At 74.9% G+C, this 23,240-nt stretch carries 26 protein-coding genes; 6 read left to right on the plus strand and 20 right to left on the minus strand.

Features of this window, described 5'->3' with window-relative positions; genetic code table 11:
- Positions 1–18: 18 nt before the first annotated feature.
- The 4 genes from Acit_RS07020 to npdG all read right to left on the minus strand — a co-directional run bounded on the left by Acit_RS07020 (position 19) and on the right by npdG (position 4,462).
- Positions 19–546, minus strand: a complete 528-nt coding sequence (locus tag Acit_RS07020; RefSeq protein WP_248107384.1) for an HIT family protein — start codon at positions 544–546, stop codon at positions 19–21.
- Positions 543–2,516 carry a threonine--tRNA ligase gene (thrS, locus tag Acit_RS07025; RefSeq protein ID WP_248107386.1) on the minus strand — a complete coding sequence of 658 codons (1,974 nt, stop codon included), beginning with the start codon at positions 2,514–2,516 and terminating at the stop codon, positions 543–545. The genes Acit_RS07020 and thrS overlap by 4 nt, the downstream gene beginning before the upstream one ends.
- 124 nt (positions 2,517–2,640) lie before the next feature.
- Positions 2,641–3,759 (minus strand): cysteine--tRNA ligase, encoded by a 1,119-nt coding sequence (gene cysS / locus Acit_RS07030; RefSeq protein ID WP_248107388.1) that lies wholly within the window; start codon positions 3,757–3,759, stop codon positions 2,641–2,643.
- A 4-nt stretch (positions 3,760–3,763) separates the two neighbouring features.
- Complete coding sequence (gene npdG / locus Acit_RS07035) at positions 3,764–4,462, minus strand: NADPH-dependent F420 reductase (RefSeq protein WP_248107390.1); 699 nt, start codon at positions 4,460–4,462, stop codon at positions 3,764–3,766.
- 77 nt (positions 4,463–4,539) lie between these two features.
- Between npdG and fabI the strand changes: the two genes are divergently transcribed.
- Entirely contained in the window at positions 4,540–5,313 is a 774-nt protein-coding gene (fabI, locus tag Acit_RS07040) for an enoyl-ACP reductase FabI (protein WP_248107391.1), read from the plus strand.
- Positions 5,314–5,388: 75 nt separating this feature from the next.
- Here fabI and Acit_RS07045 read toward each other — a convergent pair whose 3' ends face one another.
- The 8 genes from Acit_RS07045 to Acit_RS07080 all read right to left on the minus strand — a co-directional run bounded on the left by Acit_RS07045 (position 5,389) and on the right by Acit_RS07080 (position 12,639).
- A complete protein-coding gene (locus Acit_RS07045) occupies positions 5,389–6,702 on the minus strand; it encodes an RNA polymerase sigma factor (protein ID WP_248107393.1) in 1,314 nt (437 codons plus the stop codon).
- A gap of 37 nt (positions 6,703–6,739) precedes the next feature.
- Complete coding sequence (gene nusB / locus Acit_RS07050) at positions 6,740–7,129, minus strand: transcription antitermination factor NusB (protein WP_376746027.1); 390 nt, start codon at positions 7,127–7,129, stop codon at positions 6,740–6,742.
- Positions 7,130–7,227: 98 nt separating this feature from the next.
- Positions 7,228–7,788, minus strand: a complete 561-nt coding sequence (gene efp / locus Acit_RS07055) for an elongation factor P (RefSeq protein WP_248107403.1) — start codon at positions 7,786–7,788, stop codon at positions 7,228–7,230.
- A 31-nt stretch (positions 7,789–7,819) separates the two neighbouring features.
- Positions 7,820–8,950, minus strand: coding sequence for a M24 family metallopeptidase (locus tag Acit_RS13620; RefSeq protein WP_248107405.1), 1,131 nt, complete (start codon positions 8,948–8,950; stop codon positions 7,820–7,822).
- Positions 8,947–9,423 carry a type II 3-dehydroquinate dehydratase gene (locus Acit_RS07065; RefSeq protein WP_248107407.1) on the minus strand — a complete coding sequence of 159 codons (477 nt, stop codon included), beginning with the start codon at positions 9,421–9,423 and terminating at the stop codon, positions 8,947–8,949. Before Acit_RS07065 ends, Acit_RS13620 begins: the two co-directional genes overlap by 4 nt.
- Entirely contained in the window at positions 9,420–10,589 is a 1,170-nt protein-coding gene (locus Acit_RS07070) for a 3-dehydroquinate synthase family protein (RefSeq protein ID WP_248107408.1), read from the minus strand. Before Acit_RS07070 ends, Acit_RS07065 begins: the two co-directional genes overlap by 4 nt.
- Positions 10,586–11,791 (minus strand): chorismate synthase, encoded by a 1,206-nt coding sequence (aroC, locus tag Acit_RS07075; RefSeq protein WP_248107409.1) that lies wholly within the window; start codon positions 11,789–11,791, stop codon positions 10,586–10,588. Before aroC ends, Acit_RS07070 begins: the two co-directional genes overlap by 4 nt.
- Positions 11,792–11,889: 98 nt before the next feature.
- Entirely contained in the window at positions 11,890–12,639 is a 750-nt protein-coding gene (locus tag Acit_RS07080) for a prepilin peptidase (protein WP_248107411.1), read from the minus strand.
- A 112-nt stretch (positions 12,640–12,751) separates the two neighbouring features.
- Between Acit_RS07080 and Acit_RS07085 the strand changes: the two genes are divergently transcribed.
- Positions 12,752–13,336: a YceI family protein gene (locus tag Acit_RS07085; RefSeq protein ID WP_248107412.1), complete on the plus strand. Its 585-nt coding sequence runs from the start codon at positions 12,752–12,754 to the stop codon at positions 13,334–13,336.
- Here Acit_RS07085 and Acit_RS07090 read toward each other — a convergent pair.
- On the minus strand, positions 13,312–13,956 hold the full coding sequence (locus Acit_RS07090) for a NifU family protein (RefSeq protein WP_248107413.1): 645 nt from the start codon (positions 13,954–13,956) through the stop codon (positions 13,312–13,314). The two genes, Acit_RS07085 and Acit_RS07090, sit on opposite strands and share 25 nt — an antisense overlap.
- Before the next feature lie 31 nt (positions 13,957–13,987).
- Here Acit_RS07090 and Acit_RS07095 point away from each other — a divergent pair, with 31 nt between their 5' ends.
- The gene (locus Acit_RS07095; protein WP_248107415.1) at positions 13,988–15,238 is read left to right on the plus strand and encodes an ATP-grasp domain-containing protein; all 1,251 of its coding nucleotides are present in this window, start codon (positions 13,988–13,990) and stop codon (positions 15,236–15,238) included.
- A gap of 6 nt (positions 15,239–15,244) precedes the next feature.
- Here the strand turns inward: Acit_RS07095 and Acit_RS07100 are convergent, their stop codons facing one another.
- Together Acit_RS07100 and Acit_RS07105 are read right to left on the minus strand one after the other, a co-directional pair.
- The gene (locus Acit_RS07100; protein WP_248107417.1) at positions 15,245–15,601 is read right to left on the minus strand and encodes a DsrE family protein; all 357 of its coding nucleotides are present in this window, start codon (positions 15,599–15,601) and stop codon (positions 15,245–15,247) included.
- A gap of 3 nt (positions 15,602–15,604) precedes the next feature.
- Positions 15,605–16,282 (minus strand): helix-turn-helix domain-containing protein, encoded by a 678-nt coding sequence (locus Acit_RS07105; protein ID WP_248107419.1) that lies wholly within the window; start codon positions 16,280–16,282, stop codon positions 15,605–15,607.
- Between the two features lie 83 nt (positions 16,283–16,365).
- Here Acit_RS07105 and Acit_RS07110 point away from each other — a divergent pair, with 83 nt between their 5' ends.
- Entirely contained in the window at positions 16,366–17,802 is a 1,437-nt protein-coding gene (locus Acit_RS07110; protein ID WP_248107421.1) for a radical SAM protein, read from the plus strand.
- Positions 17,799–18,575: a DUF3109 family protein gene (locus tag Acit_RS07115; RefSeq protein WP_248107423.1), complete on the plus strand. Its 777-nt coding sequence runs from the start codon at positions 17,799–17,801 to the stop codon at positions 18,573–18,575. The genes Acit_RS07110 and Acit_RS07115 overlap by 4 nt, the downstream gene beginning before the upstream one ends.
- Before the next feature lie 51 nt (positions 18,576–18,626).
- Here the strand turns inward: Acit_RS07115 and Acit_RS07120 are convergent, their stop codons facing one another.
- On the minus strand, positions 18,627–18,839 hold the full coding sequence (locus Acit_RS07120; protein ID WP_248107424.1) for a hypothetical protein: 213 nt from the start codon (positions 18,837–18,839) through the stop codon (positions 18,627–18,629).
- A gap of 226 nt (positions 18,840–19,065) precedes the next feature.
- Between Acit_RS07120 and Acit_RS07125 the strand changes: the two genes are divergently transcribed.
- A complete protein-coding gene (locus Acit_RS07125; protein ID WP_248107426.1) occupies positions 19,066–19,323 on the plus strand; it encodes a hypothetical protein in 258 nt (85 codons plus the stop codon).
- Here the strand turns inward: Acit_RS07125 and Acit_RS07130 are convergent.
- From Acit_RS07130 to Acit_RS07145, 4 genes are all read right to left on the minus strand, one after another.
- Complete coding sequence (locus Acit_RS07130; protein ID WP_248107428.1) at positions 19,320–19,877, minus strand: flavin reductase family protein; 558 nt, start codon at positions 19,875–19,877, stop codon at positions 19,320–19,322. The genes Acit_RS07125 and Acit_RS07130 overlap by 4 nt on opposite strands.
- Positions 19,861–20,388, minus strand: coding sequence for a hypothetical protein (locus Acit_RS07135; protein WP_248107430.1), 528 nt, complete (start codon positions 20,386–20,388; stop codon positions 19,861–19,863). The genes Acit_RS07130 and Acit_RS07135 overlap by 17 nt, the downstream gene beginning before the upstream one ends.
- Positions 20,385–20,834, minus strand: coding sequence for a DUF3151 family protein (locus Acit_RS07140; protein ID WP_248107432.1), 450 nt, complete (start codon positions 20,832–20,834; stop codon positions 20,385–20,387). The genes Acit_RS07135 and Acit_RS07140 overlap by 4 nt, the downstream gene beginning before the upstream one ends.
- A 557-nt stretch (positions 20,835–21,391) precedes the next feature.
- On the minus strand, positions 21,392–23,176 hold the full coding sequence (locus tag Acit_RS07145; protein WP_248107434.1) for an MFS transporter: 1,785 nt from the start codon (positions 23,174–23,176) through the stop codon (positions 21,392–21,394).
- Between the last annotated feature and the right edge of the window lie 64 nt (positions 23,177–23,240).

Genomic DNA, 23,240 nt, shown 5'->3' on the forward strand with positions numbered 1-23,240 from the left:
CGCTGGGCTGGGCGGGCCTCACGCCGGCTCGTCGGCCGGCCCGTCCCAGGCCTCGACCACCCGGCGCCAGGAGCTCGGCAGGTCCTCGGGGAGGACCCGGACGCCGCCGACGGTGGTCATGAAGTTCGTGTCCCCACCCCAGCGGGGCACGACGTGGAGATGGAGGTGGCCGGGAATGCCGGCGCCGGCCGCCCGGCCGAGGTTGGCGCCGAGGTTGAGGCCGTCGGGACGGTAGGCCCGGGTGAGGGCGGCCACGGCCCGCTGGGCGACCCGCCAGAGCTGCTGGGACTCCTCGTCGGTCAACTGGTCGAGCTCGGCGACGTGGCGGCGGGGCAGGACGAGGAGGTGGCCGCTGGCGTAGGGGTAGGCGTTGAGGACGACGAAGCAGAGGGGATCGAGGTGGACGACGCCGTTGTCGGCGCTGGGCGGTCCGCTGGCGGCGAGCTCGCAGAAGACGCAGCCCCGTCCCTCGCCGCGGCGCTCGGCCTCGGTGGCCCCGCTGACGTAGTGGTGGCGCCAGCCGGCCCAGAGCTGCTCGAGGCTCACCGGAGGCCCTCCTCGACGAGCTCGTCGAGGAGGCGGTCGAGGGGCACGTCGCGTTCGGGCTGCTCGACCCCCCGGCGGTTGACGCCGACCGTGCCGGCCTCCTGGTCCTGCTGGCCGACGACGAGGACGTAGGGCACCCGCTCGAGGCGGCGCCGGCGGATGCGGGCCCCGAGGGGCTCGGTGGCAGGGTCGAGCTCGACGCGGATCCCGGCGCCGGCCAGGGTCGAGTGGACCCGCTCCGCGTAGCCCTGGTGGTCGTCGCGGACCGGGAGGACCGCGGCCTGGACGGGAGCGAGCCAGGTGGGGAGGTGACCGGCGGTGTGCTCGAGGAGGATCCCGAGGAAGCGCTCGACCGAGCCGAAGAGGGCGCGGTGGATCATGACGGGGCGATGGCGGGCGTTGTCGGGGCCGACGTACTCGAGCTCGAAGCGCCGGGGCAGCTGGAAGTCGAGCTGGACGGTGGAGACCTGCCAGTGCCGGCCGATGGCGTCACGGACCTGGACCGAGACCTTGGGGCCGTAGAAGGCGCCGCCGCCCTCGTCGAGGACCGTCTCGAGCCCGACCGCCGAGGCTGCGGCAGCGAGCGCTGCCGTGGCCTCCTCCCATTCCTGGTCGGTGCCGAGGGCCTTGCCCTCGGGTCGGGTGGAGAGCTCGACGTAGAAGTCGGCCAGGCCGTAGTCGCGGAGGGTGCCGAGGGCGAGCCGGAGGATCCCCTCCAGTTCGCCGGCCATCTGCTCGCGGGTGCAGAAGACGTGGGCGTCGTCCTGGGTCATGCCCCGGACCCGGGTGAGGCCGTGGACGACGCCGGACTTCTCGTAGCGGTAGACGGTGCCGAGCTCGAAGAGCCGGAGGGGCAGTTCACGGTAGGAGCGCTGGCGGCTGCGGTAGACGAGGATGTGGAAGGGGCAGTTCATGGGCTTGAGGTAGTAGCGCTGCCCCTCGTCGAGCTCCATGGGCGGGTACATGCTCTCGGCGAAGGTCTCGAGGTGCCCGGAACGAGCGAAGAGGTCCTGCTTGGTGACGTGGGGGCTGTAGACCATGTGGTAGCCGGCCCGTTCGTGGGTGCGCCGGGCGTCCTCCTCCATGAGGCGGCGGACGGTGCCGCCCCGGGGGTGGAAGAGCACCAGGCCGGGCCCGACCTCGGCGGGGAAGGAGAAGAGGTCGAGCTCCTGGCCGAGCCGGCGGTGGTCGCGGCGCTCGGCCTCGGCCAGGCGGTCGAGGTGGGCCTGGAGGGCCTCGGCTGACTCCCAGGCGGTGCCGTAGACCCGTTGGAGCTGGGGGCGGTGCTCGTCGCCTCGCCAGTAGGCGCCCGCGACCCGCTGGAGGGCGAAGTGGCCGAGGCGGCCGGTGGAGGGCACGTGGGGCCCGCGGCAGAGGTCGACGAAGGCGCTGCCGTTGCGGTACACCGAGAGGCGCTCCCCCGCTTGGGCGTCGGCCGCCGCCTCGGGCGGGGCGCTCGGGTCGCCAGCGGTGACGGCGTCGATGACCTCGCGCTTGTAGGGCTGGTCGGCGAAGAGGGCACGGGCCTGCTCGGGGTCGAGCTCTTCTCGGGTGAAGGGCTGGTCCTCGGCGATGATGCGGCGCATCTCGGCTTCGATGCGCACGAGGTCGTCGTCGGAGAACCGGGCGCCGTCAGGGAGCTCGAAGTCGTAGTAGAAGCCGTCGGCGATGGCCGGGCCGAGGGCGTAGCGGGCCCCTGGCCACAGGGCGCAGACCGCCTGGGCAAGGACGTGGGCCGTGGAGTGGCGGAGCACGGCCCGGCCCTCGTCGCTGTCGGCGGTGACGATGGCGACGGTGGCCCCGTCGGGCAGGGGTCGGCTGAGGTCCACGAGCTGGCCGTCGACGGCGGCGGCCACGGCGTCGGCGGCGAGGCGCCGGCCGAGGGTGGCGGCGAGGTCCATGGCGCTGGACCCTGGCGGCAAGGACCGTCGGCTCCCGTCGGGCAAGGTGACGGTCAACGGCTTCGACATGCTCCTCGTCCTCCTGGGGCCGGCAGCGGCGGAGACGGCCGGCGAGATGCGCGGCCGCGGCGGGCGCCGCGGACCCCGTGGACACCAGCCGAGGTCGGCCCGCCCACCTGGGAGCCCGGGGCGCTCACAGGGTAATGCCCAGGAGTGCGGCCCCGTCGAGGACGCCCCGGCCGGCTCGGGCCAGCTCGTCGAGGGCGGCGAGGGCGCCGGGGCAGTCGAGGTCGCGGTCGAGGTGGGACCGCACGGCAGCGAGGGCGCCGTCGTCGCCGTGGCGGGGGGCTTGGCGCCAACGAGCCAGCCGGTCTCGGGCCTGGAGGAGGTCCTCGGGCCGCCAGTCCCAGTCCTCCCGGTAGTGGTGGGCGAGCAGCGCGAGGCGGACGGCTGCCGGCTCGGCCTCCTTGAGGAGGTCGTCGGCGAAGACCAGGTTGCCGAGGGACTTCGACATCTTGACCCCGTCGAGGCGGACCATGCCGACGTGGAGCCAGTGGCGCACGAAGGTCCGACCGGTGACGGCCTCGGACTGGGCGACCTCGCACTCGTGGTGCGGGAAGACCAGGTCGCTCCCACCGCCGTGGAGGTCCACGGTCTCGCCGAGCTCCCGCATGGCCAGGGCCGAGCACTCGATGTGCCAGCCGGGCCGACCCGGTCCCCAGCGGGAGGACCAGGACGGCTCGCCGGGTCCGGAGGGCTGCCAGAGGACGAAGTCGAGGGGGTCGGCCTTCGCCGGGTCGTCGGGTCGTCCACCCCGTTCGGCGGCAAGGGCGAGCATCTCGTCGCGGCGCAGGCCGCTCAAGGCACCGAAGCGGGGAAAGCTGGCGACCGAGTAGTAGACGGCCCCGGCTGCCCGGTAGGCGTGGCCTTTGTCCAAGAGGGCCTGGACGAGACTGAGGACCTCGGGGATGGCCGAGGTGGCCCGGGGCTCGGCCGCCACGGGCAGGAGGCCGAGCTGGTCCATGGTGGCGTCGAAGCGGGCCATCTCCTCGGCTGCCAGGTCCAGGTAGAAGACCCCGAGCTCGCGGGCGCGCCGGAGGATGTCGTCGTCGACGTCGGTGACGTTGCGGACGAGGCGGACCTGGTGGCCGGCGTCGAGGAGCCGCCGGTGGAGCACGTCGAAGGTCAAGTAGACCTGGGCGTGGCCGAGGTGGGCGGCGTCGTAGGGGGTGATGCCGCAGGAGTAGAGGGTCACGAGTCGGCCGGGCCGGAAGGGCACGACCGCCCGTCGGGCCGTGTCGTAGAGCTCCACGGCTTCAGCCTGCCGCCGCCGCCCCGTCGCCGTGCCCGGGCACGCCGGCGAGCCGGAGGGTGGCGTGGGCACGGTGCCCCATGTTGACGGTGACGAGCACGGCGGTGAAGGCCTCGATGGCGGCTGCCTGGGCGAGGGAACCGGCCAGCAGGGGGCGAAGACCAGGGACCCGCTGGAGGAGGTCGGCAACCTGCTGGCAGGCGGGCCGGTCGTCCCCGCAGACCAGCACGTCGGCCTCGAGGGTCCGCTCGAGGTCGACCAGGACCGGGGCCGGCAGGTGGTGCCCGGCGGCCACGACCCGGGCCTCGGGCAGGGCAGCTTGGACCATGGCGGCCACCGAGCCCCGGGGCGGGACCACGGCGTGGGCCTCGCGACCGAGGCGGACCAGGGCGTTGCCGACCGAGACCACGGGCTTGCCGGCGAGCCGGTCGGCCAAGGGCGCGGCCGTGGCCACGGCAGCCTCCCAGGGGGTGGCCAGGACCACGAGGGCGGCGTCGGCTGCCTCCTCGTTCGTGACGCCCCGCAGGGCGGCCAGCCGTCCGGGCCACCGATCCTGGAGTGCCTGGCAGACCTCGGCGGCCCGCTCGGCCTGGCGAGACCCGAGGGCCACCGGCACCCCCGCCGCAGCCAGGCGCACCGCGAGGCCCTGGCCAAGCGGCCCGGTCCCTCCCACGATCCCGACGTCGATGCGTGCGTGCTCCACCGCCGACACCCTTGCACAGAGCGAGCAGCCGACCAAAGTTCGCCCCGGGGGGCTGGCCCCGCTAGCGTCCCGGTCCGATGGGCCTGCTCGACGGCAAGCGGATCCTGGTGACCGGTGTCCTGACGGACGCCTCCTTGGCCTTCGCCACCGCCCGACTCGCCCAGGAGGAAGGGGCTGAGGTGGTGCTGAGCAGCTTCGGCCGGGGGCTGTCCTTGACCCGACGGACGGCCCGCAAGCTGCCGGCCCCGGTCGAGGTGCTGGAGCTGGACGTCGCCGATCCGGAGCATCCGGGGCAGGCGGCCTCCTGGGTGGCCGAGCACTGGGGACGCCTGGACGGCCTGCTCCACGCCATCGGCTTCGCGCCCGAGGCCTGCCTGGGCGGGGACATCTTGCGGGCCAGCTGGCCGGAGGTGGCGGTGGCGTTGCAGGTCTCGACCTATTCCCTGGCGTCCCTCGCCCGGGCCTTCGTCCCTCTGTTCGAGGCGGCGGGGGGCGGCAGCATCGTGGGCCTGGACTTCGACGCCCAGGTGGCCTGGCCGCTCTACGACTGGATGGGGGTGGCGAAGGCCGGCCTCGAGTCCTTGGCCCGCTACCTGGCCCGGGACCTGGGCCCCCGGGGGGTGCGGGTGAACTTGGTGGCCGCCGGCCCGGTTCGGACCATGGCCGCGAAGTCCATTCCGGGCTTCGCCCGCTTCGAGGAGTCCTGGGGAGCCCGAGCACCGCTCGGCTGGGAGGTGACCGACGCGGAGCCGGTCGCCCGGGCCTGCGTGGCCCTGCTCTCGGACTGGTTCCCGCGTACGACCGGCGAGATCGTCCACGTCGACGGCGGCGCGCACGCAGTGGGCGGCTAGCCAGCGCGGCGAAGCGCCGCGGCGCAGGCCCACCGGCCGGGGCCGACCGGAGGCCGGGGGCCGACCGGAGGGAACTCAGCTGCCGCCGAGGACAGCCCCGAGGGAGCTGCTGGGCACCGAGCTGGCGGTGGCGGGCTGGGGCGCTGTCGACGGGTCCTGCGAGCCGCCAGCGAGGAGGTCGCCGAGGGCGTGGACCACGCCCCCGGTCAGACCGGTCGTGGCGGTGTGCGCAGCCCCGAGCGTGCCGGCCAGGGCGCCGAGCACGGTCGACGAGGCTGCGCCGGTCGGCGTGGGGCTGGAGGTTGTCGGAGCGCCCGAGGTCGGGGCGGATCGAGCGAGCAGGGCGGTACCCGGCCCGAACAGACCGGGCAGGAGCTCGCTGGACGACACGCGGGCACCACCGTTCGGGATGCTGGCACCGCCGCTCGGGGTGCCGGCGTCGGCGGCGACGGGGGTGCCGTGGGGTGCCGCCGAGGTGGGCAGCGGTTGGCTGCCAGCGGCGTGGGTGCCAGCGACCCCAGGGGCGGGGCGGGGAGGGGCTGGCGCGGCCGCCTGGACCCGGGGACGGGCCGGCGTGGGGCTGGCCGGCCCGAGGAGGGTGCCGGCCGCCACCCCTGCCCCGAGGACCGCGAGGGCGACGGTGCCCTTGACCAGCCCGCTGGCTGCCGGTGCCGACGACAGGGAACTGGTCAGGGCTTGCTGGGCACCGAAGAGGCGACGGCGGAGGCCGAGCAGGCCGCCGAGCACCGCCAGGGCGCTGGCCCGGGTGCCGTCCTGGGCAGCGAGGACGAGCTTGCGGAGGGTGCGCCGGGCGCGGAACAACGCGGTCTCGACCGTGCTGACGGGGACACCCTCGGCGGCGGCGATCTCCTGGTAGGACCAGCCGAGTTCTTCCCGAGCGAGGAGCAGGCGCCGGTGCCGGCCCGAGAGGCGACGCAGGGCATCGGCGACGACCTCTCGGTCGCTGGCCGCGACCACCCGGTCCTCTCCCGTGTCCTCGTCGCTGACCAGCCGGCTGACCGCCAGCTCGGCCACCGGGGCCACCCGGCGGCGGCGGGTCTCCTCGTCAATGCAGAGGTGCGCGGCGATGACCGAGAGCCAGGGGTAGAAGCGGCGCTCGCCGCCGAAGCTCGGCAGGGCCCGCCAGGCCCGCGCGAAGGCCTCCTGGACCACCTCCTCGGCGAGGTCCCGGTCCCGGAGCCGCCGGGCACAGACCCGGAGGAGCCGGTCGTGGTAGGTCTCGTAGAGCTCGGCGAAGGCTGCCGGGTCGCCGGCCTGGGCCCGGGCGACCAGCTCGGCGTCCCTGGCGAGGTCGACGTCGCCGGATCGGCGCCCCGGGGGGCCGCTGCGCACGGCCGGTCCCGCCCCCCGATCGACGATGGTGGTCATCGTGGCCTGGCCCTCCTGCCAGTGCGCCCGCGAGCAATTATCCCGGGCCGCCCCCCGAGGGCCCAGTGGCCCGCTCGTCGGCCGGCTCCCCTGGGCGAGGGGGCAGCCCCGGTCGGACCTCGTCCACCATGCTAGCCAGCACCCCGTTCACGAAGCGCCCGGAGTGCTCGGTGGAGAACCGCTTCGCCAGCTCGACCGCCTCGTCGATGACGACGGCGACGGGCACTTCGGGGACCTCGAGGAGCTCGGCGACGGCCAGGCGGAGGATCGCCAGGTCCACCCGGGCCAGGCGGCCGAGCTCCCAGCCGAGGGTCGTCTGGGCGATGAGCTGGTCGATACGGTCCCCCGCAGGGGACACCCCTTTCGCCTCGGCCTCGTAGAGCAGACCGAGGACCCGTTCACGGGCCAGGCGTCGACCGGCGGTCAGGTTCGGAGGCTCGGTCGGCGCGTGCCCCCTCGCCCGTTGGCCGGCCTCGTCCCTCTCTGGTCGCTCGGCCAGCGGCGAGGGCCCAGGCGACTCTGGGCTCAAGCCCGGGTGATGTACTCGCCGGTCCGGGTGTCGACCTTGACCCGGTCCCCGACGTTGACGAAGAGGGGCACCTGGACGACCAGTCCGGTCTCCAGGGTGGCCGGCTTGCGGGCCCCGGAGACCCGGTCGCCTTGGACGCCGGGTTCGGTCTCGGTGACGGCGAGCTCGACGGCTGCCGGCAGGTCGACGCCGACCACCTCGCCCTGATAGAGCTGCAGGACGGTGCTGTCCCCGTCCTTGAGGAACCGGGCAGCCTCGGCCACGGCGGCCACGGGAACCGGGAGCTGCTCGAAGCTGGTGGCGTCCATGAACACCAGGCTGTCGCCCTCCCGGTAGAGGAGCTGCATCTCGCGCTTCTCGACGATGGCCTGCTCGACCCGCTCGTCGGCCCGGAAGGTCCGCTCGAGCACGGCGCCGGTGCGGACGTTCTTCAGCTTGGTCCGCACGAAGGCGCCGCCCTTGCCGGGCTTGACGTGCTGGAACTCGACCACGGCGAAGAGGCCGTCAGGGAGGTCGAGGGTCATGCCGTTGCGGAGATCGTTCGTCGTCACAGCCATCGTCGAAGTCGGTCCTCGTGCCTCGGGGTCCTCACAGCGGGAGGACGGGTTCCTTTGGGAACCGGGTCAGGGGTCGGCAGCCGTCGTCGGTGACGACCACCGTGTCCTCCACCCGGACCCCGCCGCGCCCGGGCAAGTAGACGCCGGGCTCGACGGTGACGACGACGCCGGGGGCGAGGATAGCAGTGGCACCGGCGGCCACGGCCGGGGCCTCGTGGACCTCGAGCCCCACCCCGTGGCCGGTGGCGTGCTCGAAGCGCTCGGCCAGCCCGGCGGCAGCGATGCGGTCCCGGCAGGCGGCGTCGACCTCCCCGGTGGCCCGGCCGGGCGCGACCGCGGCCACGCCGAGGGCCTGGGCCTCGTGGACCAGGGCCACGGCCGCCTCGAGGTCCTCCCCGACCGGCCCCAGGGTGAAGGTCCTGGTCATGTCCGACCGGTAGCCGTCGACGGTGGCCCCGAAGTCGACCACCACGGTGTCCCCGGGGGCTAGGACGCGATCCCCGGGGCGGGCGTGGGGCTTGGCCGCGTTGGGCCCGGAGGCCACGATGGTCTCGAAGGCCCGGTCCTCGGCCCCCAGGCGTCGCATGGCGTGGTCCAGGGCCTCGGCCACCTCGCGCTCCTGGTGACCAGGGGCCAGCAGGCCGAGGACCTCGGCCAGGGCCTGGTCGGCCACGTGGGCTGCGGCCTCGAGCCGGGCGAGCTCGGCCGGGTCCTTGACGAGCCGGAGGCCCTCGACCAGGCCGGTGGTGGGCACCAGCTCGGCCTCGGGCAGGAGCTCGGCGGTCCGGCGAGCGGCCGACCAGCTGAGGTGGTCGGCCTCGAGGCCGACCCGGCGACCCGAGGCCCCGAGCAGCTCGACCAGAGCCTCCTGCTGCCCGGCCAGGCCGCTCACGCGGGGCTCGACGAGGCCCCGGACCCCGGCCACCTGGAGCTGCTCCTCGACCTGGGTGCGGTAGCGGCCGTCGGTCAGCAGCAGCCCGTCCTCGGGCGTCAGGACCAGTCGGCCGGCCGAGCCGCTGAACCCGGTGAGGTAGCGGACGTGGACCAGGCTGGTGACCACCAGGGCGTCCAGGCCTTCCTCGGCGAGGCGCTGCCGGAGGCGAGCGAGGCGCCCCGGATGGTCGCCGGGGGGAAAGGGTCCAAGGGGTGCCTGGGTCGTCACGGGCCCTCCTGTCGACGCTGGGCCAGGAGCTCGGCGACCGCCCGGACGGCCAGGCGGTAGCCCAGGCCACCGAAGCCGGCCACGAGGCCGTGGGCCACGGGCGCCACCACCGAGGTGTGCCGCCAGGGCTCCCGTGCCGCCGGGTTGGAGAGGTGGAGCTCGACGACCACCCCGTCGAAGGCCGCCAGGGCGTCGTGCAGGGCCCAGGAGTAGTGGGTGAGCGCCCCGGCGTTCACCACCAGGCCGGCTGCCCGCGTGCGGGCCCCGTGGACCGCTTCGAGGAGGGTGCCCTCGTGGTCGGTCTGCTGGTGCTCGAGCTGCAGGCCGAGGGCCTCGGCCTCGGCACGAGCCGCTGCGACGTGGTCCTCCAGGGTTGCTCGGCCGTAGACCTCGGGCTGGCGCTGACCCAGCAGGCCCAGGTTCGGCCCCGAGAGCAGCAGGACCAGCGGACGGGCCGGCGCGCACGGGCTCACCCTCGACCACCTCTCAGGGACGACGGGACTTGGGCCGACGGGACTTGGGCCGACGGGACTTGGGCCGACGACATTGGGGCCGACGACGCCGGGGCCGATCGACTGGCTCCGAGCATCTCGGCGAGGACCTCCCGCACGACGTCGACGGGGACGCCTGGGACCGGCTCGACGCCACGGGGGCCGTCGAGCACGAAGGTCAGCTCGCCCCTGGCCTTCTTGTCCCGAGCCATGGCCGCCAGAAGCATCTCGGGGTCGAGGCCCGGCGGCGGCAGGCTGGGCAGGCCGAGACCCTCGACCACCGCTCGGTGCTCGGCCACCCGGTCCTCGTCGATCCGACCGAGGCGGCGGGCCAGGAGGGCGGCGAAGACCAGGCCGATGGCCACGGCTTCCCCGTGGCGGAGGTCGAGCGAGCCCCCGGCCAGGCCAACGGCCTCGAGGGCGTGCGCCAGGGTGTGGCCGTAGTTCAGCACCATGCGCCGCCCCCCCTCCCGTTCGTCCTCGGCCACCACGGCAGCCTTCACGGCCACGCAGCGGGCCACTTGCTCCTCGAGGGGGAGGGCCGCCAGGGCCGCCGCCGCCCCGGCGCCGGGCGGTCGCCCGTCGGGGCCGGCGAGGAAGGCGTACTTGGCCATCTCGCCTCGCCCCGAGGCCCACTCCCGGGCCGGCAGGCTGGCCAGGGTCTCGGTGTCGCAGCAGACCGCCGCGGGCTGCCAGAAGGCCCCGACGAGGTTCTTGCCTTCGGGCAGGTTCACCCCGGTCTTGCCCCCGATCGCTGCGTCGACCTGGGCGAGCAAGGTGGTGGCGACGGTGAGGTAGGGGATGCCCCGGTGGTAGCAGGCAGCGGCGAAGCCGGCCAGGTCGCTCACCACGCCCCCGCCGACCGCCACGACGGCGTCGGCCCGGGACAGGCCGGCGGCGACGAATGCCCGACAGAGCCGCTCGACCTCGCCGAGGGTCTTGGCCGACTCCCCGTCGGGCACCTCCAGGCGGACCAGGGGCACCCCAGGGTCGACCTCGACGGGGATCCCGGCCTGGGTGACGACCGCGACCTTGCGCGCCCCGGGCGGCAGGAGGGCGGCCAGCTGGTGGCGGGCACCCGGGCCGACGAGCACCGGGTAGCGGCGCGGCCCCAACTCGACGACCAGCTCCTGCACGGCCCGGCTCACGGCTGGACCGGCAGCGGGTCGGCGACGGCCGGGGCCCGAGACGGGGTGCTGCCGAGGGCCTCGGTGGCGGCGCGCCAGTTGCGGACCAGCTCGGCGAGGGAGTCCCCGCCGTACTTGCGGACAGCCTCGGCCGCCAGCACCCAGGCCACCATGGTCTCGGCCACCACCCCCATGGCGGGCACGGCCGTGACGTCGGTCCGCTCCTTGAACGACTTCGTGGGCTCCTTCGTTTCGACGTCCACGGTGGCGAGGACCGGCCGGTTCAAAGTGGCGAGGGGTTTCATGGCGGCGCGCACCACGAGGAGGGCCCCGGTGGACATCCCGCCCTCGATGCCCCCGGCCCGGCTGGTCGGCCGGCGGTACTGGCCGCCTTCGGCGTCCCACTCGATGGCGTCGTGGGCCACCGAACCCCGCAGGCTGGCGACCTCTTCCCCCTGGCCGACCTCGACCGCCTTGATGGCGGGGATGCTCATGACCGCCTGGGCCAGGAGGCCATCGAGGCGACGGTCCCAGTGGACGTGGCTGCCCAGACCGACCGGCACCCCGTAGGCGAGCACCTCGGCGACCCCGCCGAGGGAGTCCCCGTCCTTGGCCGCGGCCCGAATGGCGGCCACCATCGCCTCCTCCGCTACCGGGTCGAAGCAGCGCACCGGCGAGGCGTCGACCCGTGCCAGGTCGCCGGGCCCGGGGCGCAGGCCACCGTCGGCCCGGGCCTCGCCGAGGGCCACGACATGACTGAGGACCGCCACGCCGAGGTGGGAGAGGAGGCTCTTGGCCAGGCAGCCGGCCACCACCCGGGCTGCGGTCTCTCGGGCCGAGGCTCGCTCCAAGACGTCCCGGGCGTCGTCGAACCCGTACTTCAACATGCCGGCCAGGTCGGCGTGACCGGGACGAGGGGTCGTGAGCCGACGGCTCGGCGCCCCCGGGTGGGGCGACATCTCCTGCTCCCACTTGGGCCACTCGGTGTTGTCGATGAGGACCGCCACCGGGGACCCGAGGGTCCGGCCGTGCCGGATCCCGCCCAAGAGGGTCAGGCGGTCGACCTCGAAGCGCATCCGAGGACCCCGTCCGTAGCCGAGCCGGCGACGGGCCAGTTCCCCAGCGATGGCTTCCTCCTCGATCGGCAGCCCCGCCGGGAGGCCCTCGACCACGACGACCAGGCCACGCCCATGGGACTCCCCGGCGGTGAGGAAGCGGAGCACGTCGTCAATCTAGTCAGGCCGCCCAGCCAGGCCCGAGCTGGCTCGTCCCGGTCGCAGGCGTCGGCTCGGTCGTCCGCGCCCGCTCCTCTGGGGGGCGGTCAGTGGCCGGCGTGGAGCACGAGGCGGCCGAGGGGCCCGCCGAGGAGCAGGGCGCTGAGGGCCCCGAGGGAGAGGAACGGACCGAAGGGCAGCCGGGTCCGGCGCCCGTGGCCGGTCACCACCATGACCACCACGCCGACCAGGGCGCCGAGGACGAAGGCGACGAAGAAGGCCACGAAGACCCGCTCCAGGCCGAACCAGCCGCAGCCCAGCCCGATCAGCCCGGCGAGGCGGACGTCGCCGAAGCCCATGCCCCGCGGGGCTACCAGGTGCACCAGGCCGAGGGCCGCCAGGGCGAGCACCGCCCCGAGGACCGCTCGGCCGAGGTCCGCCCAGTGCCCGCCCCAGGCAGCGGCCAGCAGTTCGAGACCCCCGACGGCCCCGGCGGTCGGGTAGAGCAGGCGGTTGGGCAGCCGGTAGGTGGCCAGGTCGACGGCGCTCAGGGCCAGGAGGCCGAGGGTCAGGGCCATCTCGGCCAAGAGCACCGGGTGGGGGCCGAGCCGGGCCGCCAGGGCGGCCAGCAGCCCGGCACCCAACAGGGCCAGGAGGCCCGCCCGCCCGAGGGCCGCTGGCGCTCCGCACCCTGGGCAGGGATGCCCCGGTCGTCCGAGCGAGGCACCACAGGACCGGCAGCACCAGCGGAGGACCCAGGGGTCCCGGTGGGTCTGGGCGGCGGCCACCGGCAGCTCCAGGGCGCCCCCGAGGACGAGACCGAGGGCTCCCCCGCCGGCGACGACCAGGCCGTCCACCTGTTCGAGGCTAGCCGTCGGGGCCTGGCCGGGGCGGACCCCGCACCGGACCCCTCGAACGACCCGCCTCCGATTTGACGGAAGTTCAGGGTCGCCCGGACAATGCGGGGCCGTGCCCACTCGAACCCCGCCGAGGCCGCCCGCCGCTGCGGACCTGCCGGCGGGACGCTGGGTGGTCGAGGCGACGTCCGAGGTGGGTTTCGTGGCCCGGGAACTGCTGGTGCGGCGGGTGCAGGGCCGCTTCCGGCAGTTCGAAGGCGCGCTGGAGGTCCGCCCCGGCATCACGGGGACGACGGTCGCCGGGCAGGCCCTGGCGTCATCGGTGGACACCGGGGACCCGGCGCGGGACCAGCACCTGCGCCAGGAACTGCTGGAGGCTGGCCGGTTCCCCTGGCTGACCCTGGCGGGCGAGGTCGTGGCACCCGGATCGGTGGAAGGCAGCTGGCGACTGGCTGCCGTCCTCGGTATCCGGGACGCTCGGCGGCCACTGGACCTCGAGGTGCACGTCCACGGCACGCAGGACGAGCAGGCTCGACCACGCTTGGCCATGACCGCCCTCGGGACCATCAAGCGGTCGGCCTTCGGCCTGCGCTTCAGCTCGGCCCTCGAAACCGGCGGGGTGATCGTCGCCGACGAGGTCGAGCTGGTCCTCCGGGTGGCCGCCCGGCCGGCCTACTTCTTCGACGAGGTGAAGTAAGGATTCTCCCCCGAGGCGTGGTCGGTGACGTCGACCACTTCGGTGATCTCGGGGATCTCGTCCCGAAGCGCGACCTCGATGCCCTGGGAGAGGGTGACGGCGGCCAGACCGCAGCCCTGGCAGCCCCCGCCGAGCTGGAGGTAGACGACGGTGCCGTCCACCGAGACCAGATCGGCGCGGCCCCCGTGGGCTGCGATGGCCGGGTTGATCTGCTCTTCGAGGACCGCCTGGACCCGACGGGCCAGGTCGGAGTCCAGGTCACCGGGGGGCGGAGCGGGCCGCTCGCTGGCCGGCGGGGTGTTGGGGTTGACGATGACCAGTCCCCCCTCCCCCTCGTCCGACCAGTCCAGCCGGGCCCCCCGGAGCCGGGCGACGCTCCGGGCGGGCACGACGACGGCCAGGCCGCCGACCTCCTGGACCTCGTCCCGGGGCCCGGCGTCCGCAGTGGCCTGGAAGTAGATGTCGTAGGTGTAGCTGCCCCCTTGGGCCCCGGTCACCTCGACCCAGAGCGCCAGCCGGTCGGCGTCGGCCTCGGCGTCACGTGCCTGCTTGACGACGCTCAGGGCCGCCTCGGTGATGGCGAGGACGGGGCCCGCCGCGGTCACCGTGTTCTCCGGCATGGCAGCACCTCCCGGCCGTCATCATAGAGGGGTGCCGCGGGTCCTCCTGGTCGTGCCCTCCACCACCTACCGTGCCGAGGCGTTCTTGGCCGCCGCCGCCGAGCTGGGGACGGAGGTGGTCGTGGCCGCCGAGGCCACCTCGCCCCTGGCCAGCCAGCCGGGCCATCCACCGGCCCTGGCGCTGGACCTGGAGGACCCCGAGACGGCTGCGGCCGCCGTCGTGGCCTACGACCGCTTGCATCCCCTGGACGCCGTGGTCGGCGTGGACGACCGGAGCGTGCTGGTCGCCGCCCGGGCCGCCGCCGGCCTGGGCCTGCCGCACGCCGAACCGGGGGGGGTGGCTGCCAGCCTGGACAAGGCGGTGACCCGTGGTCTGCTGGCCCAGGCCGAGGTGCCCCAGCCCCGGTACGTTGTCGTGCCCCCGGACGACCCCCGAGCCCTCCAGGCGGCGCTGGCACAGGTGGGCACGCCGTGCGTGGTGAAGCCGGTCGGCCTGTCGGGCAGCCGGGGCGTCCTCCGAGCCGACGACCTGCCCGCGGCCCTGGCAGCGGCCGAGCGAGCCGCTGCCATCGCCCGAGCCGCAGGCGAAGCGCCGGCACGACCGCTGCTGGTGGAGTCCTACGTGGCCGGCCCCGAGGTGGCAGTCGAGGGGGTGCTGGTCGAGGGCAGCTTGGAGGTGCTGGCCATCTTCGACAAGCCCGACCCCCTGGAGGGTCCGGCGTTCCAGGAGACGATCTACGTCACGCCCTCCCGGCTGGAGCAGGTCGTGCAAACCGAGGTCGTCCGGACCACGGAGGCGGCGGTGAGGGCCCTGGGAATCGGAGCGGGGCCGGTGCACGCCGAGCTGCGGCTCGATGCCGGGCGCCCCGTGGTCCTGGAGGTGGCTGCCCGGACGATCGGGGGGCGCTGCAGCCGGGTGGTCGAGGTGGCCTCGGGTCGGCGCCTGGAGCGGCTAGTGCTGGAGGCGGCCCTCGGTCGGCGGATCGCCGACGCCCGGCGACGGCGGGCCGCCGGGGTCCTGATGGTGCCCCCGCCCCACCCCGGTCGTTTCCTCGGGCTCCGGGGCGTGGCCGAAGCGGAGGCCGTGCCGGGGGTCGTGGGCGTCGAGGTCACGGCCCGGCCCGGGCAGTGGGTGGCCCCGGCTCCCGACGCCGAGGGCTACCTGGCCTTCGTCTTCAGCCAGGGGCTCCGGCCGGCCGACGCCGAAGCTGCCTTGCGGCGGGCCTGGGCGGCCCTGCGGATCGAGCTGGCCGGCGACGCGGGCACGGGCACCGAGGGCTGAGGCGGCTCAGGGACGGAGGTAGGCCCAGCCCTCCCGCTGGCGGCGAACCAGCTCGCTGACCCCGGCCGGAACCACGTGGACCCCCGGCAGCAGGGCGCTTCGCTCCAGGCCTCGGGCCGCCAGGGTGTTGGCGCAGGCGGCCACCACCACGCCCTGGCCCTGGAGCGCGGCGAGATCGCCGGCCAGCGGGCTGCCCTGCAGGGCCACGTCGAGCCCGGGCCCGTTGACGACCAGTTCGACCGGACCGGCGGCGGGGCCGAGATCGGCCAAGAGGTTGGCGACGTTGGCGAGGGCCAGGCGCTGGCGGGCGGGGTCGGCCTCGTCGAGGTGGACGACGACCCCGGGCCGAGACCCGTCGACCACGGCTCAGGCCCGCCGGATCTGGCGACCCGAGAGCTCGCGTGCCTCGACGCGGACCACGGCGTGGCGCTCGCCGCCGGCCCAGGGCACGAGCCCCCGGTGCTCGACGGCGGCCAGGCCCTCGGGGTCCTCCAGGAAAGCGGCTGGGCCGCGGACCAAGACGCTCCAGCCCTCGCCCCGGACCTCGTCGAGGTGGTCGACCTCGAGGGCCAGGGGCCGGCCGGCCCGCAGGGCCCGGGCGATCGGCCCCTCGGCGGCGGTCCGGAACACCAGGGCGCCGTCGAGGACCACGTAGTTCACGGGCAGGGCCGCCGGCCCCTGCTCCTCGTCGAAGACCACCCGACCGACGCCCCGCTCGCCGAGGTGCTGCCGACAGGCCCCCTCGTCGAGGACGTCCAGGCTGGGCACCCCGCCGGGGTCCGGGCCGGCCCCCGGGGCCCGCTCGGTCCCCCCGCCTCGGAGCCAGGCCACCGACGTGCCGAGGACAGCCGCCAGACGGGCGCAGGCCGCCGGGCCGGGTCGGGCATGGGCGCTGTGCTCGACGTAGCGCAGGTACGCCGGGGCCATGCCGGCCCGGCGGGCCAGCTCGTCCACGTCCAGGCCCAGGGCTGCCCGTCGCTGGGCGATGCGCCGCCCGAGGTCCCCGGGATCGTCGGGCGTCGCGGGCCGCTGCTCGTCCACCACCGGGCCATCATGCCGGCACCGGGGCCCGCCCGCCATTCGCCCTGGGCGACAGGCGGCGCTCGGCGGGCCGCTACGGTGGCGCCGTGCGCCTGCTGGTGGTCTCGACCTACGAGCTGGGCCACCAGCCCCTCGAAGCCGGCCGGGCCGCCGCTGCGCTCCGGGCGGCCGGCCACGAGGTGGCGGTCGCCGACCTTGCCGTGGCACCGCTCGAGGACCGCCTGATCGAGTGGGCCGAGGGCCTCTGCGTGACCGTGCCCATGCACACCGGCCTCCGGCTGGCCCGTGCCCTGGCTGCGTCGGTCCGCCGCCAGCGCCCGGACCTGCCGATCTGCTTCGTCGGGCTCTACGCCGTGGTCCCGACCGAAGGGGTGGCCGGGTTCGCCGGCGAGTACCTGGGTGACCTGCAGGCCTGGGCCTCCCGGCCGACGGCCGGCCCCCCGCGGGTCAGCCTGCGGACGACGGTGGATCCCCTGCCCGACCGTCGGGACCTGGCTCCCCTCGCCCGCTACGCCCGGCTCCGGGTCGCTGGCGAGGAACGCCTGGCGGCTGCGGTGGAGGCCAGCCGGGGATGCGCCCACCGGTGCCGGCACTGCCCGGTGCCGGTGGTCTACCAGGGCCGGACCCGAGTCGTGCCCCCCGAGCAGGTGGTGGCCGACGCAACCCAGGTGGTGGCCGCCGGGGCGACCCATCTGAGCTTCAGCGACCCGGACTTCTTGAACCGTCCAGCCCATGCCGGGCGGGTCGTGGCCGCCCTCCACGAGGCCTTCCCTGGCCTCACCTTCGACGTGACGGTGAAGATCGAGCACGTCCTGCGCTACGAGGACCGCTGGCCGGCGTTCGCTCGGGCCGGCTGCCTGTTCGTGACGACGGCCCTCGAGACGGTCGACGACTGGGTCCTGGCGCGCCTGGCCAAGGGGCACGACGCGGCGGACGCCGAGGAGGCGGTCGGCGTGCTGCGGCGGGCCGGCATCGAGCCCCGCCCCTCGCTGCTGCCCTTCACCCCCTGGACCACCCCGGCGAGCCTTCACGCCCTCTTCGACGCCGTGGCCCGCTGGGACCTGGTCGGCAACGTCGACCCGGTCCAGTTCGCCGTTCGGCTGCTCCTCCCGCCGGGGTCCCTGCTGCTCGAGGACCCCGACGTCCAAGCCGCCCTGGACGGCTACGACGACGAGGCCCTGGGCTGGCGCTGGCGGCACCGCGACCCGCGCCTCGACGACCTGGCCGAGCGCCTCGGCTCGCTGGCCGAACGGGCCGCCCAGGAGGGATGGGGGCCGGTCGAGGCCGACGACGCCCTGCGGGCCGAGGCGGCCAGCTCCCTCGGTCTCCCGGCCCTCCGGCGCCGCCCGGCCGTCCAGCCCGGCCTGGCCAGCGCCCTGCCGGCCGACGAGCGACCCCGGCTCACCGAGGCCTGGTTCTGCTGCGCCGAGCCGACCCGGGGCCAACTGGCACGGGCCCAGACCGGCGGAGGGAACGACATCGGCGAGCGGCCCGCAGCGGTCGCCCTGGGGCCCTGCCGGTGAGCCCGACGACGGTGATCCCGACGACGGGGGGCCCGGGGTCCGGGGGGACCAGCGGGGTCCGGGAGTGGCTGGGGGTGGAGGACCCTGCCGAGCGGCGCACCTGGCTCTTCGACGTGGCGTTCCTCCTGAGCGGCTGGCACTGCCTGTTCGGCTGCGGCTGCCAGGGGGTGCTGACCGCACCGACCCCCGAGCGCGGCGAGGGCTGCTGCTCCTACGGGGCGCACTTGAGCGACCGCCACGACGCCGCCCGGGTCGAGGCAGCGGCCGCGGAGATCCCCCCGGCCCTCTGGCAGCACCACCGTCAGGCCTGGCGCCACGGTCGCCTCCAGGTTCTCCGGCGAGCCCCCGGCGGGGGTTCGATGACCCGGCAGGTGGCCGGGGTCTGCATCTTCCTCAACCGACCCGGCTTCCCCGGCGGGAGCGGCTGCGCCCTGCACCTCTCCGCGCTGGCCCGGGGTGTCGCCCCGCGGACCACCAAGCCCGAGGTCTGCTGGCAACTGCCCCTTCGCCGAGAGGACCTCCGCCACGAGGACGGCAGCGTCACAACCCTCATCCGCCGCTGGGAACGCCGGGACTGGGGCGAGGGCGGCGCAGCGTTCGCCTGGTGGTGCACCGAAGCCCCTGAGGCCCTCGGCGGGCGCACGCCCCTCTACCGGGCCCTGGCCGAGGACCTCCAGGCCATGGTCGGTCCCGAGATCTACCGCCGCCTGGCCGACGCGCTCGATACACGAATCCGACGCCGGCCCCGACGTCGCTCCCTCAGCGCCACCTGAGTCACCGGGCCTCCTCGGGCACCGGCGCCACCCCAGGCCCCAAGGCGACCATCACTCGGCGAGCGGGTCGTCCTCGTCGAAGCCCGACCGTCCCGAGGAGACCGGGCCGAGCAGCTCCTCGAGCTGGTCCACCTCGGCCAAGCACCAGGACGCGTGCTCGTCGTCAGGCTCTGCGCCGCACTCCGGGCAACGACGACTCGCGGTGGCGACGGAACGCTTCAGGCTCCGAGCCTCTTCAAACCGGCGGTGCCGTCCCTTCTTCACAGCGACTCCTCCATGGGCCAGATCGGGGCCCTGGCTGCGGTACTCCCATCCTACTGTCGGCAGTGACCGCCGTGGCCGGCCGCCGCCGAGGCGGCGCCGCTGACCGGGACACCGATGCGTCGGAGACGACCCCCAGGCTAGCGCGAGGAACGCGCCAGGAGGCGGCGCTGGGCCGAGAAGCCGGCTGGCGGCCCAGGCGGGAAGCGGGGGTCGGTAGCATCCCCCCGTGGCCGAGGAGTTCGACCCCGCCGCGATGGTGGCCCGGTTCCGGGAACGGGCCCGGGCGGTGCGGGAACGGGGCATCCCCCCGATCGAGGGCGCCGAGCGCCGCCGCTTCATCGAACAGGCCCAGCTGGACTACATGGACTTCGCCATCCTGGGCGACGCCGAGGCCCGCTTGGAGGACGGCGTGCTGGTCCTGCGGGTCGATCTTCGGCCCCCCGAGGCCCGCGGAGGCACCGCCGGGGAGCAGGGAGCGGGTTAGCCGCCGTAGCGCATGGGGGTCTCCCCGAGGACCAGCACGGTCCCTGGCTCCCCTCCTCGCCCCCCGCCCGGGGGTCCCTCGGCGGCCATCAGGGTGCCGATGACCAGCACGTGGCTGCCGAGCTCGAGCTGGTGGGCCACCCGGCAGTCCAGCCAGGCGACGGCGTCGACCAGCACCGGGGCGCCGCTGGGCGCCGTACGAACCGGGACGCCCCGCAGGCTCCCGGTCCCCCCCGGGTCACGGATCGTCTCCTCTGCCGGGACCGGTCGAGCGAAGCGACGGACCAGGGGCCGGTGCTCGGGCCCAAGGACGCTGACGGTGAAGACCCCCGAGGCGCGCACCAGGGCCAAGGTCCGCGAGCCGGCCTCGAGCCCGACGGCCACCTGGCGGGGCTCGGTGGCCACCTGGGTGACCCAGCTCGCGGTCATGAGGTTCCACGCGTCCCCGGCGACCGACCCGACCAGGTAGAGGCCGCTGGTCAACGACCACAGCGCCCGACGGACCGTCCGGTCCCGCTCGGGGTCGTCCCGAAGGGCGTCAGGCAAAGGGGTCACCGCCAGTGGGGCCCTCCGAGGGCGGGGCGGGGGTGGTCGAGGGCACCTGGCCGTCCAGTTCGGTCACCTCCTGGAGCGCCTCTTCCATGAGGCCCTCGGCCGAGGTCATGTCCTTGAGGGCCTGGGTCAGCCGCGGGGGGTACGGCGGGGCGGTGGGCTGCCCGTAGCAGAGGTTGGCGGCCGCCAGCTCCAGCCGGTAGGCGCGCTGGAGCTGGTCGGTGACCGACGTGACCGGGCTGGGCAGGTGCCCCGCAGCGGTCGACGCGTCGTCCTCGAGGACGCCGCACCAGGCCCGCAGGGCGCCGGGTCCCTCGTCGAGTCGGACGACCTTCTCGATCTGGCCGCTGTCTTCGAGCAGGGCACCCACCGAGCCCCCGAAGTCGGCGCTCGACACCCAGGTGCGGACCCGGCCGGCCACGCTCGTCCCCCCACCGCCCCCGCAGCTGGCCGCGCCCAGTGCCAGGCCGATCAGGGCCACCGCACCGGCGACCCGCAGCCGCCGAGCCCTCACGGCGCGCCTGCCTCCTGGCGGCCCCAGGTCGGGTCGAGCTGGGCCAGGAACTGCCGGCAGCGCTCGGCCTCCTCCTGCTCCCCGATGGCCTCGGCAGCCCGCGCCAAGCCGGCCAGGGCGGCCAGGAACCCTCGGTTCCCCGGGTGGGCCGCCCGCACCAGGCCGCTCCCCCGCCAGCCCGCCGCCCGGAGCTGGTCCAGGCCCCGGTGGTAGCCGACCCGGTAGCAGGCGTAGGCGTCGAGGGGATCGGGACTGTGGTCCCCGAGCGCCGCCCAGGCCTCGGACCACCACGGCGCGCGCCGGACCACCTCGGCGATGGCGTCCCGTCGCTCGTTGGGGTCCCTGGCCAGGGCGCGCGCCAGGGCCTCCTGCAGCCCTGCGGGCGCCTCGGGCAGCTCGGTCTCCGGCGGCCGGCTGCCGATCTGCAGAGGTTCCTGGGCACTCATCGGGGCTGGTCTCGTCGCTTCCCGGCCGGGGAGGGGTCGACAGGGAGCCGGGCCCGGGCGAGGAGGACCGCAGCGGGGTCGGGCGCATCCGGCGGCGCAATCGACCGCGGGGCGACCCGGCCCGGCGCGACCGGCCTCGGCGCGACCGGGTCCGGCACCACGACCCCGGCCCGGCGGCTGGCGGCGGCCCGGGGCACGGGGCGGGGCCGGGGGCCCGGGCGCGCCGGCGAGGGACTGGCCGGACCGGTTCGGGGCGGCGGGGGCGGGAGCACCCGCACCGCCGGGCGCACCTGCCGCGCCGGAGGAGCGGCGGTCCCCGCCCGTGGTGAGGGCGTCCTGGGTCGCGCCGACGAGGCCGGCGCCCCGGCCGGGGCCGAGCGCCCGAAGAGACCGATCGTGCCGATGGCCAGCACCCCGGCCACGACCGCCAGCGACACGATGACGAACACCTCGGTGACGCCTCTCTCCTCAGGGCCTCTCTGGCCTGGCTCTGGCCTGGCCCTTCCCTGGCTCCTGCGAGCAGCGTAGCGGGCACCCCAGACGAGGGCGCCAGCCGGCTAGGAGCGGACCTCTCCGAGGGACGATGGCGCCGGCCGCCCCGGGGCCGGGCTGCCCTGCTCCTGCTCGTGGTACACGAACTTCCCGCCCCGCAGCCACGATGCCCCGGCGGCCACCAGACAGGCGATCATGGCGAAGAGGAACGCCTCGTGGAGGCCGTCGTGGAACGGTCGGCTGATCAGCGCGGGGAAGAACTGCCGCCCGGTCAGGACGGCGGCCTTGCCTGGCGGTAGGTGGTCCAGCACCGTGGGCCCGAGCAAGTGCGCCATCGGGCTGTAGCCCAAGAACGCGGCGAAGAGGATCGAGACCGGGGGCAGGTGGGCGATCCGGGTGGCCACGCTCCGGGGGACGCCGTTGGTGACCAGCCCGTGGAAGAGGGCGCCCGGCAGGGCGCTGGCCAGCCCGGCGATCATGAGGGTGAAGAAGATCCCGATGGAAAGCACCTGGGCGGAGTTCTGGAACGTCGAGTTCATGCCCGACCCGGCCCCCCGGTGCTGGGGCGGGAGGCTGTTCATGACCCCGGCCCGGTTGGGGGCGGCGAAAGCACCCATGGAGAGGCCGTTCATGAGCAGCAGGAGGGCGAAGAGCGGATAGGGGAAGTCGACGGGCAGCAGCTCGAGCAGCAGGAAGGAGACGGCCGCCCCGATCATGCCGCCCGAGGCGAAGGGCCGAGAGCCGAAGCGGTCCGACAGGAACCCCGAGAGGGGCCCGGCGAGGAGGAAGCCGCCGGTCAGGGGCAGCATGTAGATCCCGGCCCACAGGGGGGTTTGGCTGAAGCTGTAGCCGTGCTGGGGTAGCCAGATGCCCTGGAGCCAGATGATGAGCATGAACATGAGCCCGCCCCGGCCGATGCCGGCGAGGAGGCTCGAGAGGCTTCCGGCGGTGAAGGCCCGGATGCGGAAGAGCGGCAGGCGGAACATGGGGTCCTTTGCCCGCCGCTCGTAGAGGGCGAAGACGACGAGCAGGGCCACCCCGACCCCGAGGGAGGTGTCGACCAACGGGCTGGCCCAGCCCATGTCGCTGCCCCCGTAGGGCTGGATGCCATAGGTCAACCCGATCATGACCCCGACGAGGCCCAGAGCGAAGAAGACGTTGCCGCCCCAGTCGATCCGAGCACTGGCGCGCCGGGGCACCTCGCGCAGACGCAGATAGGCCCAGACCGTGCCGAAGAGCCCGATGGGCACCGAGACCAAGAAGATGAGCCGCCACTCGATGGGGGCCAGGACCCCGCCGAGGACCAGGCCGATGAAGGAACCCGAGATGCCGGCCACCTGGTTGATGCCGAGCGCCATGCCCCGCTGGTGTTCGGGGAAGGCGTCGGTGAGGATGGCGGCCGAGTTGGCGATGAGGAAGGCCGCGCCCACCCCCTGGCCGATCCGCATGAGGACCAGCCAGAGCGCCCCGGCCGGCCCGCTCATCCAGGTGATGGTGAGGAGCAGCGAGAAGAAGGTGTAGACGGCGAAACCCAGGTTGTACATGCGGACCCGGCCGTACATGTCGCCCAGCCGCCCCAGGCTGACGACCAGCACCGAGCTGACCACGAGGAAGCTGAGGATCATCCAGAGCAAGTAGAAGGAGTTGCCGGGGACCAAGGGGTCGATGTGGATGCCCCGGAAGATGTCCGGCAGGGCGATCAGCATGATCGAGGAGTCGATGGTCGCCATGAGGACGCCCAGGGTGGTGTTCGAGAGAGCGACCCACTTGTAGCGGTCCCGCTCCGACGGGTCCAAGGCCCGCCGGTCCCGTCCCGACCCGCCGCTCCCCTGGCCTGCCCGTCCGACCATCGCCACCCCCTCCGGCGCGGCCCACCGTGCTTCGCACCGGGCCGCTCCAGCGAGGTTAGCGCCG

It is taken from the genome of Aciditerrimonas ferrireducens, assembly GCF_023130475.1.
GTDB classification, from domain to species: domain Bacteria; phylum Actinomycetota; class Acidimicrobiia; order Acidimicrobiales; family UBA8190; genus Aciditerrimonas; species Aciditerrimonas ferrireducens.